The 11,807-nt window shown below is 61.4% G+C and carries 11 protein-coding genes and 1 pseudogene; 2 read left to right on the top strand and 10 right to left on the bottom strand.

Features of this window, described 5'->3' with window-relative positions:
* Positions 1-96: 96 nt before the first annotated feature.
* Positions 97-696: pseudogene (locus tag DCM80_RS31315) on the bottom strand (sulfatase-like hydrolase/transferase); the annotation flags it as partial.
* Positions 697-858: 162 nt separating this feature from the next.
* Here DCM80_RS31315 and DCM80_RS24380 point away from each other — a divergent pair.
* On the top strand, positions 859-1,533 hold the full coding sequence (locus tag DCM80_RS24380) for a TetR/AcrR family transcriptional regulator (RefSeq protein ID WP_257194078.1): 675 nt from the start codon (positions 859-861) through the stop codon (positions 1,531-1,533).
* A gap of 17 nt (positions 1,534-1,550) precedes the next feature.
* Here the strand turns inward: DCM80_RS24380 and DCM80_RS24375 are convergent, their stop codons facing one another.
* Complete coding sequence (locus tag DCM80_RS24375) at positions 1,551-1,913, bottom strand: DUF1428 domain-containing protein (protein WP_257177818.1); 363 nt, start codon at positions 1,911-1,913, stop codon at positions 1,551-1,553.
* Between the two features lie 296 nt (positions 1,914-2,209).
* Here DCM80_RS24375 and DCM80_RS24370 point away from each other — a divergent pair, with 296 nt between their 5' ends.
* Positions 2,210-4,009 (top strand): site-specific integrase, encoded by a 1,800-nt coding sequence (locus tag DCM80_RS24370; RefSeq protein ID WP_257194077.1) that lies wholly within the window; start codon positions 2,210-2,212, stop codon positions 4,007-4,009.
* Between the two features lie 255 nt (positions 4,010-4,264).
* Here DCM80_RS24370 and DCM80_RS24365 read toward each other — a convergent pair whose 3' ends face one another.
* The 8 genes from DCM80_RS24365 to DCM80_RS24330 form a co-directional block, all read right to left on the bottom strand.
* Positions 4,265-4,927, bottom strand: coding sequence for a hypothetical protein (locus DCM80_RS24365; protein ID WP_257194076.1), 663 nt, complete (start codon positions 4,925-4,927; stop codon positions 4,265-4,267).
* A 119-nt stretch (positions 4,928-5,046) separates the two neighbouring features.
* Entirely contained in the window at positions 5,047-5,268 is a 222-nt protein-coding gene (locus DCM80_RS24360) for a hypothetical protein (protein ID WP_257194075.1), read from the bottom strand.
* 167 nt (positions 5,269-5,435) lie between these two features.
* Positions 5,436-6,125: a hypothetical protein gene (locus DCM80_RS24355; protein ID WP_257194074.1), complete on the bottom strand. Its 690-nt coding sequence runs from the start codon at positions 6,123-6,125 to the stop codon at positions 5,436-5,438.
* Positions 6,126-6,832: 707 nt separating this feature from the next.
* The gene (locus DCM80_RS24350; protein WP_257194073.1) at positions 6,833-9,097 is read right to left on the bottom strand and encodes a hypothetical protein; all 2,265 of its coding nucleotides are present in this window, start codon (positions 9,095-9,097) and stop codon (positions 6,833-6,835) included.
* Complete coding sequence (locus DCM80_RS24345) at positions 9,084-9,419, bottom strand: gene transfer agent family protein (RefSeq protein WP_257194072.1); 336 nt, start codon at positions 9,417-9,419, stop codon at positions 9,084-9,086. The genes DCM80_RS24350 and DCM80_RS24345 overlap by 14 nt, the downstream gene beginning before the upstream one ends.
* A complete protein-coding gene (locus DCM80_RS24340) occupies positions 9,412-9,813 on the bottom strand; it encodes a hypothetical protein (RefSeq protein ID WP_257194071.1) in 402 nt (133 codons plus the stop codon). The genes DCM80_RS24345 and DCM80_RS24340 overlap by 8 nt, the downstream gene beginning before the upstream one ends.
* Positions 9,814-9,816: 3 nt before the next feature.
* Positions 9,817-11,415 (bottom strand): terminase large subunit, encoded by a 1,599-nt coding sequence (locus DCM80_RS24335; RefSeq protein WP_257194070.1) that lies wholly within the window; start codon positions 11,413-11,415, stop codon positions 9,817-9,819.
* A complete protein-coding gene (locus DCM80_RS24330; protein WP_257194069.1) occupies positions 11,387-11,791 on the bottom strand; it encodes a phage terminase small subunit P27 family in 405 nt (134 codons plus the stop codon). The genes DCM80_RS24335 and DCM80_RS24330 overlap by 29 nt, the downstream gene beginning before the upstream one ends.
* Positions 11,792-11,807 lie beyond the last annotated feature (16 nt).

Raw genomic sequence — 11,807 nt, 5'->3', positions numbered from 1 at the left:
AGGCTCCCAGCGCGACCCAGCCAGCCAGGGGATCTCCGGACGATCGGCGAGGTGATCGCCGATGAAACGGATCGACCGGTCGATCAGGTCTTCGGTCAGGTGATAACCGTCGGCATAGCTGCCCGGCGGATCGATATGCGCGTTGTCGGAGACCAGCTCCGGCGCGTACTGGTCGGTCTCGGCATCAAGGAAGCCGTAGAAGCGATCGAAGCCGCGCCCGAGCGGCCAGCCGTCGAACGGTCCGGTGGCGCCGCTTTCGGTCAGCGGCGTGACGTGCCATTTGCCGATCATGTAGTTGCGATACCCGTGCACGCGCAGCATCTCGGCCAACGTCCCCGCCTCACGCGCGATCTTGCCGCGATAGCCGGGATAGCCGGAATCGAAATTGGCGAGACATCCGACTCCGACCGAGTGATGGTTGCGCCCGGTCAGCAGCGCGGCGCGCGTCGTCGAGCACATCGCCGTGGTATGGAAACCGCTGTAGCGCAGCCCCTCTGCGGCCAGCCTGTCGATGGTCGGCGTCCTGATCGCCGAACCATAGCAGCCGAAATCGGAGAAGCCGACGTCGTCGAACAGCACGACCAGGACGTTCGGCGCGTCCGCGGGCGGCCTTGGCGGATCCGGCCACCACGGGGTCGATTCCGCAGCCGTCCTGCCGACGCTGCCGCGGAACGGCGTGCCGCTGTCTGCACTCATGTGATCCTCCCTGCCGGACCGTGTTTGTTGTCCTGACGCCAGTTGGCTTGACGCCGTTGTCTTGGCGCCCGTTGTCTTGGCGCCCGCGGTTGACCCGCGGCTCGCGTCACTCTAAATTATAATCCGAATTATGATTATGATTTATGGCGGATGCAAGCACGGATGCGCCCACGGCCGGACCAGCCGGAGTTTCGCGATTTCGACCTGCCGGGCGTCGCCCCGTCGCGGCAGAAGCGCAGCCGGGAGACGACGCTGGCGCTGCTGCGCGCCGGCGCCGCAATGCTGAGGACGCGGAGCCTCGCCGAACTTTCGATCGAAGCGTTGTGCACCGAAGTCGGAGCCACCGTCGGCGCCTTCTACAGCCGCTTCGAGAGCAAGGAGAGCTATTTCAACGCGTTGATGGCACTCGCCACACGCGACGCCGAGCAGCGGCTCGGCGACGTCCGGCTGCCGTCACCCGACATGGGCCTCGACCAACTCTGCCATGTCATCATCAGCGGCATCATCGTCTGGATGCGCAGCCACGAGGGCGTGCTGCGCGCAGCGCTTCAACACGATGACACCCGCCCGGACAAGTGGACGCCATTCAAGGCGCTCGCGCAGGCGACCACCAAGCGCGCCACCCCACTCCTGCTGCCGGCCATGGGCAAGGGCCGCAAGCCGGCGAAGACCCGCGCCATCGCCTTCGGCTTCCAGATCGTGCTGGGCACGCTGGTGAACGCGATCCTCAACGATCCAGGACCGCTGTCGCTGTCGTCGAAAGAGATGGAGACGCGGCTCGCCGGATGCTTGGCCCTGCTGCTGCAGGCCGAGATGGGTCACGCGACTGCGAGATAGGTCGTCCGCTCCTGCTGTCAGCCGATCACGTCGCTCGCCCGCAGCAGGGTGTTGAAGCCGCCATAGATCATGCGCTTGCCATCGAACGGCATGCCTTCCATTTTCAGCCGCGGATCGGCCATCACCTTCTTGTTGATGGCATCCCGGCTCTCCCGGTCGCGGTAGACGATCCAGGCGAACACCACGATTTCGTCCTCCTTCGCGATCACGGCACGCGGGAACGAGGTGAGTTCGCCATAGGGAACGTCGTCGCCGATGCATTCGACATAGTCCAGCGCGCCGTGCTCCATCCAGATCGCACAGGCGGTCGTCGCCATCGCCTTGTAGGCCTCGATGTTGGCCTTCGGCACGGCGAGAACGAAACCATCGACATAGGGCATCACGGATCTCCTTGGGTTGCCTGGCCGAAGGACGATGGAGCCCACCGCGATCCGACGTCGAGATGCGATTTCAGGATGAGACAAACCGTCGCGAGCGGCGGCGCGGTCAATGGCGCGAACGTCCCTGCCGCGGACCTACAAGGGAGCTGGACTCTAGAAAGGAACTGGCTGGGGAACCTGGACCCTCAGGGCCCCCAGCAAGAATTCAACGATTTCAACAACGGCATGATTTAAAAAGGCTTTTCAGGCTGAGCGGTTACGAGTAGTGGTTACGAGTAACGGTTACGAGGACCCGAATGTCGATCGCCACAAACATCCAAAAACGTCCTGGTCGCACGTCCTACTATGTCCGCGTTGGCGTGCCCCTGAAGCTCCAGCCGGTCCTCAAGCGCAAAGAGATTTGGCAGTCGCTCAAGACGAGTGACCCCCGGCAAGCGCGTGACAGAGCGGCGCCCGTGATCGCCTCATTCCGCGCTCGCTTCGCTGACCTGGAGCAGCGCCGAGAGCCCTCCCCGGCCGATCTTCAGGCTGCCGTGTGGTCCCACTACCAAACCGGGCTCGACCAGGACGGCCGGGCGCGCGCAGCGATGCCGACCGACGCGGTGATCCAGGAAGCAAAGGGCAAGCTCGCAACCGATATCGAGGCGGGCCGCGTCCCCTGGTCCGGCGACCCGTTGGTGCAGCTCAACGCGACCATTGATCTGATTGTCATGAGGGACGCGGCGAAGCTCGACCGCGAGCGGCGGGCTATCCAGCTTGTCGAGTTGCGGAAGCACCTCGCCACGGGCGAGACGGCGCTGATCGAATGGAAGGCTGATGAGGTGATCCAGAGCGAGCGGCTTCTGATCGCCAAGGGCTCGCCGGCCTATCGCGATCTGTGCCAGCGATTGCAGCGCGCACAGATCGAGGTCTTGGAGCGTGCCGCCGAACGCGATGCCGGCAACTGGACCGGAGTTCCGTCTGATCCGATCGTCGTGCCCGCCGATCTCACCCATGGCAAGCGGGTTGCCGCGCCCGGCGAAGCCCTGATGGAGCTTTACGACAAGTTCAAAGCTGAGCGCATTGGCGACGCGCGGCCGGACACCTGGGATCAGAACCGCAAGCTTGTGAAGCTGTTCGCCGAATTCGTCGGCGAGGCCTCGCATGTCTCGGTGATCACGCGCAAAGCTGTTCGCAATTGGAAGCAAGAGCTGGCGCGCTGGCCGGTGAAGGCGGCGGACAGCAAGGCATTCGAGGGCATGTCGTTCCGCAAGGTGATTGAGGCGAACGAGACGGTCAAAAAGCCGACGATCAGCCAAAAGACGGTGAACAAATATCTCGCTGCGCTGGGGAGCTTTGCGCGGTGGCTGCTGCAAAACGAATACATCGACGACGACGTAATGGGCGGCATGTATTTGTCGATCGACAAGCGACGGAAGAACCGCTTCCCGTTTACCGGCGATCAGCTCAAAACGATCTTCAGTTCACCGCTGTTCGGCACATGCCTTGGCGACGGTGCTGAGCACAAGCCGGGCAATGCCGCAGTCAGGGATTGGCGCTATTGGATTCCGCTGATCGCCATCTATTCCGGCGCACGCCTGGGTGAGCTTTGCCAGTTGCTGACGGCGGACGTGCGCCAGCTTCATGGCGTTTGGATTCTTCATATCACCGAGGTCGGGGATGAGGATGACGACGGCGTCGGCAAGAGCACCAAGACGGGCGGCTCAATGCGCGTGGTGCCGGTGCATTCCAAGCTGATCGAATTGGGATTCATTGACTACCATGCCAGCATGGTCGCGCGCGGCGAACAGCGATTATTCCCGGAAACTGAGCGCGACAAGCGCGGCTATTTCGGCGAGGCCTCGAAATTCTTCAACGGCTACTTCAAGGCGGTTGGCGTGAAGGTCGATCGTCGGGTCAATTTCCACAGCTTCAGGCACAACGTCACCGACGCCTTCCGCGCGGCCGGCTACCTGGATGAGCAGCATGGCGTTCTGTTGGGACACACCAAGGCGAGCACGACCGGACGTTATGGCGTGCTGCCGGAGGGGCCTCTGCGGGATCGCATGACGATGATCGAAGCGATTGAGTTCCTCTTCCTTGATCAGCGACGCTGAGCCAATAAGGTGCGGGAGGACTCTACGAGCTGAACCTCTTTGCCGCCAAGCACGACGACCGGGCCATTAGGCCTCTCCTGGTATTTGAAATAGAAGCCGTATCGCTCGCCAAACTTCCCGATTAGATTGAGGCGCCGTTTCAGGAACGTTTTGATTAGCACTCCTGAGGCTCTCTTGGTGTGTCTCCCCTCGAACAAGCGATACTCCTCATTGTTCCAGGCCAGGACATCGCCCGTCGATAGCACCTGCTCAAAGTCATAGAAGCACTTGTCTCGCCAATTGTAGACCGCGGAATTTATCTGCGAAGAAATCAATCTTGAAGCGACGCCCACAAATATCCCGCTTTCGGGCAAACGCAGCAAGCTTCACTGCGAGCATGTTCGCTCCCGGCAGAGCCTTGATTTTGCACAGCACGTCATCGTTCAAATAGGTATCGCCTAGAGCCTTGCCCCCCTCTCCCGGCTCAGAAACTTCCCAGCGTAAATTTCCACGCGCCTTCACCCTAAGCAGACTATAGGTCTGTTGGGCGCTCATGGATTCGGTGGTCTTAGAAGCGACGCTGCCTGAGACCTTCGCGCTTAGCGCCGCGCTAGGTTGGCTGCTGAGGTTTAATTCAGCGGTGCCACCCGCGTCAGCCTGCTTAGTGCTTTCCTTGGTGAGCTTGTGCTCAACCGAAACGTCGTTTGGCTTGGTCGGTTCGCCATGCCGGCTCTTGGGGACGACCTCGAAACCGTCTAGGTCGAGAGACAGGTTTGCCCGGTTGAGCTCAACAACGAATTCTAAGCATTCATCAGCGGCCAGAGTGACGCTGTCGATTCGAAGCTCTACCCGGACCTCTCTATTTTCAGGTTCGTTACCGTTCTGAACGCGTGTAATGACCTCGATAAGGTCTGGTAGTGCGTTTTGATCGTTCGCCATTTCCACCCTCTCCCGCCGCATACTCAACCGTGGCGGGAGAAGCGAAGCAACAGGAAAGGCTCGCGATTTGCGCCTTTCCCCGGGAAAAATACGGATCTACTTTAGTTTAAAGGCGCGGGCTACTCGCCACCTCCGAGCGCGTCAATGATTAGGTCGCCGCGAATCTCGAGCGGCCAGATATCACCGGTTATGCCGAGCACGACCTTGATCTCGTTTTCGCGCCATTCGCGGGCGGCTCCACTGTCCACGCTGAAGGGATTGCGGTTGTCGATCTCAGTGAGCGCGGTGACGAGATCGTTGTATGCGGCGGTCGGAATGAACGTTCCTAGGTCGGTGGTCATCGGTCAGCCCCATGGTTGGTGTGATACACCGGGCCGACATGCGCGATTTGCGAGTCCCCGGCAAGCCGACCTAGGCTACGTGTAAGTTACTACTGACCCGGCAAACGGGCGGCCTACCGGTCTGTCAAGATGGCTGCTTTTATTTTGATGTAAACGATCGCTGACCCTCAAGATTCGAGACGAACCGCGAATGCATCCCAGTTCGTCCTCGTGGAAAGCCCCGCCTGACTTTCGAACTGCTTCAGGAACGCTATGACTGTGTTCACAGCCCAAGCGGTGCAGCCATGACCGGCCCAGGCTCGTGGAAAGATGCCTTCGTTTTGGAAATGGCGGTCGTCATACTGAAACAGGCCCTTCAAGGCGTCGGAGAGCTTTTTATGCTTGTCGACCTCGTCCGACCACTCAGGCTTGAAGTGAGTTAGTGCGTTTCTAAGGCGCACAACCGCCAACACTGCCTTGTATAAGTCCGCCTTCTTATCGAAGCCCGGCTTTTGCAGAAGCTCCACCGCCGTATCAAGCTTGTCGAGCGGGGAGCCCCTCTCCGAAAGGTCCCAGACCTTGTCGATCACATGCGGTGCTATGCCTGCAAAGACGGTTTCGCGATCGGCAAAAAGCTCGTTTGCATAAGATTCGAGACAAGCAGCAGTCAGCAACAAGCACGCGACTGCGTTGTGAAGCATCTCGTCCCACCAATCGCCGAAACCGTCGTTCAGGTGTTCAGATTGGATAACGCCAACTCTTCGAGAGAACCGCGCGGCAGCCATTAAGTGCACGATTGCGTAGTTTGTTCGCAGACGCAGTGTGATGCTCTCCGCAAACTCAGCCTCGTCGGTGAAGGTGACGCGCGCTTCGGCCATAGAACAGTTTCCCACCGGTTGATGAAATTGCAGCATTATGTTTTCGCGCAACAATAGTCTTTAGAGCGATCCCATTCCAAGGGAAACTTTCTCCCTCCAGAGACAAGCAGGAGCAACAGCCCAAGTGCTTGCCCCGAAGGAGAGAGGTTCGAGGTTCATTCCATCGAAGGTTAATCTAGAGCGTAGCGTTGGTGATGACCAATGCAGCGAGGCGGCGTCCGTGACCTCGCCATAAGCTCCGCATCTCGATCGCAAGCGATCACGCGGTTACCCGGCCGTAGCCGGGCGCCCAACCGTCTGCCAGATGTCCATCAACAGAGGGTTGGAGAAGGATGCCGCAAGGCAGGGCCTTCATCTTTTTGGCGCGTTCGACAATCTGACGATTGTCCGGTGCAACCCTACCAAGGCGTCCTATACAGGGGAGCGCTTGATCCGATATCCGTGCGCCTGCGGCTGGCTCATAGGTGGCGTCATGTTCCGCCACACCGTTCTTTCAAGGCCGCTATACTGCCGCGCGGGGCGCAACAGGGTCTCATCAACTTAGGCATATAGCGATCTGCTTTCGGATCACGCGGCATTTTTTTGTTGCTCGAACAGAAAAAAGTTCGCGAAATTCGCGACGCGATTGCTATAGCACTACCGACACCGATCGCCGCGTGTCTCATCAGGGAAAGCCTCCGGTGTCACTCCGCCGGGGGCTTTTCTTGTTACCGCAGCACGCCGCCGGGGCGCCGCTGGGTGCGGAGTTCGTTGGCGATCATGCTGCGAACCTGATGCTCCAGGGACCGAGCGATGTTCTCCCCGGTGCGCTGGTGGTCCTGGTCCGACATGCCGGGGCTGCCCTGGACCGTGACGCTGATCGACGGCGCGATCACATTCGACGGCGCGATCATGGGCGCGGCCCCGTTCCCAACGCCGCCGACAAGCCCTCCATCGGCAAACCGGGGGATGCGATCGCTGTTGATCGCCTCCAAGACCGCGCGATGCTTCGCCACGGCGGAGGCGCGCACCACGAATTCACCATTGCTGAGCCGCGCCGGGATGCTGTCCGACGTGCCCGTTCCTGGTCCCGCGATGTAGCCGCCGGACGCCTTGGCAACCGTTGCGGTGCCGCCAACCAAGCCGCCGTCCGCAAAGCCAAATCCACCGGACATGGTTCGCATGATCGGCGCGACGATAAGCGCCTTGATAGCCGCTTCCTCCAGGGCGCGCACGATCGACTTAGCCATGTCGGCAAAGCCCGCTGAAACGGATTTGGTGCCGTCCAGGATGTCCGCGAGCCCGGTCGTGAGGCTGCTGCTCATGGTGCTGCCGATGGACCGCATGGCCTCATTGGTCCGCATGGCCGACGCTTCAACGCTATTGAGCGCCGTCGTAACGTCGGGATAGAGGCCCCTAAGCTGTTCGGCAATCTGCACGTCCTCGGGATCAAGCAAAGCCGTCTGCCCGCCTCGCCGGATCGACTGGGCAACGGAGGCCCTTTCAATCGCCTCGGTGGCCTTTCCGTAGGCCTCGGTGACTTCGTCGATCCGCTGGCGCTGCTGAGCCGTAACAACGCCTTCGCCCTTCCCAGCGGCGGCATTGGCCTGCATGGCGATGGTTTCGAGCTGTGCGGCCACCTTGGCGCGCTCGCGTGCGGCGGTAGACAAGTCCAGAGCAGCTGCCTCTGCCTGCAATGCGGCGATGCGCTTCTCAATGCCGTCGGCGGCACTGCCGAGCTTGTCCACGCCGCTGCCAGCGCTGATCTTGGTCGGCGCCGGCCCGGTGCCGCGAGATTGGCCGGGAACGGCCGGGCCAGACTGGTCCTGTCCGGCCGTGAGTGCCGCGATTTCCTTTTGCAGGCGGTCGCGGTGGGCCTCCAGGTCGGCGGTGGTGCCGGCGTAGACCTGCCCGATGCCGGGAATGGAGAGCGGCGGGAGATTGACGCTGCCGAGCAGCCCGCCTCCGGTGCCGTTGAGGCGGGCGTTGACCTGGGCGAGCGCGCCCCGCTTGGCCTCCAGGTCGGTCGAGCTGGCAGGCATGCCGGGGATGCGCGGGAGCTTGTTGGACAGCTCCACCGCCTTGGCGATGTAGCCGATCACGTCGGCCCAGGCGCCCTTGATGTCCATCATGACGCTGGCGAGGTCATCCCAGGACGGCTTCAGCGCTGTCGAGAGCCGTTGATGGGCAAGCTTCAGCTGGTCGTCGACTTCCTTGGCGCGCGTTACCAGGGCATTGCTGAAAATGCTGTCTGCGTTCGCGCTCGCATCTTTGATCGTTTGCAACATGCTTTCCGCGCTGGTCTTACCCTGCCGCATGCGGTCGACGATCTGGGCGCCGAACATGCGTTCGCCCAGGTCCAGGCTGGCCGCGTGCTGCCCGATGTGGTCGAGCTGGATCATGGCCGCGAGCACGGCCTTAATACGGTCCTCTTGTGTTTGAGCATCCCGGAACAGGACCAAGCCTTGAAGCTGTTGGCCGGCGCCCTTCGCGAGCGTCTCGTTATAGACGCTCAAGGCCTTTTCAACGGCGGTGATCTTTTCTTCGCCGACGCTCCATTCGCCAATGTCGACGGGCGAGCGGTCCTTGGTCGCCTGTAATGCGTGATCCAAGGCGGACTCGAGTTCGCCGGCTTCAACCTTGAGCTTGCGCGCTTCCGCGGTGAAGGCCTGCAAAAATGCCGGCGAGACGCCAAGGTTTTGGGCCTTGTCGGCGATGTCGACCATCTGTTGCATCTGCTCGCGCGCGCCGCTGATCGCGGCCGTCACGAGCTTATAGGCGCCAACCGCGAGCGCGACCTTGCCGGCGAGATCGATTGCACCGCGCCCCATGGTCGCAAAGATTGCGTCCTTGGCGAGGTCTTTGTTCATGTCCAGGAACTGCTTCGCGATCTGGCGCGTGGCGTTGCCGGTGAGCGACGTCGTCTGCCGCAGCTGTTCCTTCAGCTGGTCCAGGTTGACCGAGACCGGAATGCGGAGACTAGGCGCCGGCATTGTCTGCCCCCACCAGGAGCGCGGCCAGAACGCCGCTGGCAATGATCACGTTGGGACCGAGCGGCTTGCCGCGAACATGGGCGTCAAGCAATGCCTCAACGTCGCGTTCCGAAGTGCCGCCACCCAGCAAACCGAGTTCGATCACCCGCTCAACGTCGTCGGCCGTGTAGCTGCCGGCCTCAAATCGAGAGAGGCACGCGGCCGGCGAATAGCCGTTGATGCCGCGCCAAGAGATCACACGCTGCACCCAACGATCGGCAAGGGTGAAGGTATGGGTGCCGCCGGCCCATGTGATTTCACGCGCGCATTTGTCGTCAGTCATTCAGAACCTCGCTAACTGCATCGTCGATCGCCTGCTGCATGTCGTCGCGCATGGCTTCATAGGTGTTGTAAAAGAAGGGTCGCGCCGGCTGATGGCTAGTCCCGAACTCGAAACCGAGCGCGTAGTCATAGGGCTCGCCGCTACCTTCGCGGACTTCCTTGGTCGTCATGTCGCCGCCGGCCTCAACGAAGTATTCCAGGTCATTGGCGCCGGCAGCGACGGTGCAGGAAGCCTCCAGAGCGCCCGTCTCTGGCGACTGCTCAAGGGTGCGCAACGCCTCGCGTTGGGCGTCCGAAAGCCGGAATGCCTGTTCGCGGAGCACGCCCGATAGATGCTCGGTGATCTTGTCCGGCAGCGATTGAAGGTATGTGTCCAAGTCGTCGTTATCGGCCATGCGTCACCACGATAGAAGCTCAACAGCATTAGGAAGATCGTAGAGCGAGCGGTTGTTCTCGCCCGTTGAGGCGCGCGAAACCGCCATGGCGGTTGCAACGGCACCGTCAATGCTCAGCCATCGCTTGGATTTGTGGAAGCGCACCGCATGCTGTTGCTTGTTCCGCTCCACCTCAGCATTGGCGAAACAGAACCTCAGCACGGGATGCCCGCCATGCCGGAACCGGCGTGCGATGATCGCCCTTTCTAGCTCCGACAGGGCCGGCATCATGAGGCTGGGGACTTGCCGGAAGTCGACCACCGGAAGGCCCTTCTCCAGCAACCGGGCCTGCATCATGCGAGCCATGTAGGGATCGAACGCGATCTCTTGAACGTTGAAGCGGTCGCACAGCTCCTCGATAGTCGCTTGGACCTTCTCGAAGTCGATCACATTGCCTTCGGTCGACGTGATCAGGCCGTCGTGTTCCCATTGGACATAGGGCGCACTGGTCTTGTTCTCGCGCTCGCGAAGGTTGGCGGACGGACAGAAAAACCAGGGATGCACGTCATAGCCGCCTTCGTCGTCCGGCCATGCGGCCGTGACTACTGACAGGTCGGTATTCGACGAGAGATCGACCGCAAGCCAGCATGGGCGCGACGCGAGCGCGTCCAGGTCAACGGGCGTGCTACCTTCATCGTAAACCTCCATCGACACAAACGGGCTGGACGCGGCGTCAATCCATTGATTGAGGTTGTAACAACAGAAATCCTCGCGATCGGCCGGCTTGTCTGCCGCCTCCGATGCCGCTTGCCGCATGCCTTTGATGTCCGGAAAGCCATACTTTAGGCCTGGGTTGACGGCGTGCCACACCTTTTCGTCGCGCCAGTCGAATTTGGCTGGCGGCTCAAAGATGATCGGCAGATAGGCCGGATTGACGATCTCGCCCGATGCGACCTTTTTGGCGTAGCTGTATTCCTCAAAGCCAAGGTTATCCTGCCCGCGCCCGGCGGTGGTGATGATCACTAGCAGCGTGTTCGGCACCTTGAGCAGACCGCTCTTGAGCGCGCGCCAGAGCCGGCGGTTTTTCCAGACGTGCAATTCGTCGATCAGGACAAAATACGGCGTCTTTCCTTGCTGCACGTCGCCCTCCGCCGGGATGGCCTTCAAGGTCGAGCCGGACGCTATGTGCTCGAGCTCGAGCTCGGATTCGACAACGTAGGTGGCCTTTGCGAGCGGCGCGGTTGCCCTCACGAAAGCACGCGCTTCGTCGAAAGCAAGCTCAGCTTGATCTTCAGCGCTCGCAGCGAGAATGCAGGCGCCGCCGGGCACCTTTTCATGACCGCAAGAGTGCAAGAGGCTCAACGCGGCGCCGAAGGTGGTCTTCCGCGCGCCGCGCGGGATCTGAATAAAGACCGTCCGCACTTCTCGGTCGCCGTTGGCATCGGAAGGGCCATAGATGCGCCGCAAGATGCGTTCCCAGAACGGCGCGAGCTCGAAGGCGCGTCGGGGTGCGGTCGATTTGGGATGTTTCAAAGCCCGGAAGAACTTTACAGCGCGTTCGCCGCGCCCGTGCGGGTCCGGGATGGGTGTTTCGTCAAACACCCAAGTCGGATGCACTGTCATCGTCTTCCTGGTCGGTTCGGATTGCGGGGCGGTTGCGGGACACGGGCGTCAAGCCAAGCTCAGCCGCCAGAAGCCGGGCGCGGGTCATGGCGTCGGCTTGAATGCGGACGGCGGGATGCGCGCGGGGGCCGCGCTCGGTCGTGACGACATAGCCCTCACGGTTGATCGTCTTTTGCTGCTCTTGGACCATGCCAGTGGCAGCGCAATAATGCGCCAGGGTCGTAAGGTCGGTTTCCGCCAAGATGCGGCGGTCCATCAGTAGCGGTGCGATGCGGCGCCACTCAGCGCGCGCGGCCTTCCCCAACCAGGACGGCGCCTTTGGGGCGTCGGTGATCGGGTTTCTGTCGGGGTTGAGGATAGGTTTTCGGCCGCGCATCAGCAGGACCTCTCGA

Source organism: Bradyrhizobium sp. WBOS08 (assembly GCF_024585125.1).
GTDB classification, from domain to species: Bacteria; Pseudomonadota; Alphaproteobacteria; order Rhizobiales; family Xanthobacteraceae; genus Bradyrhizobium; species Bradyrhizobium japonicum_B.
Note: the sequence above shows the minus strand (reverse complement) of the source record. Positions and strands in the feature narration are given on the sequence as shown.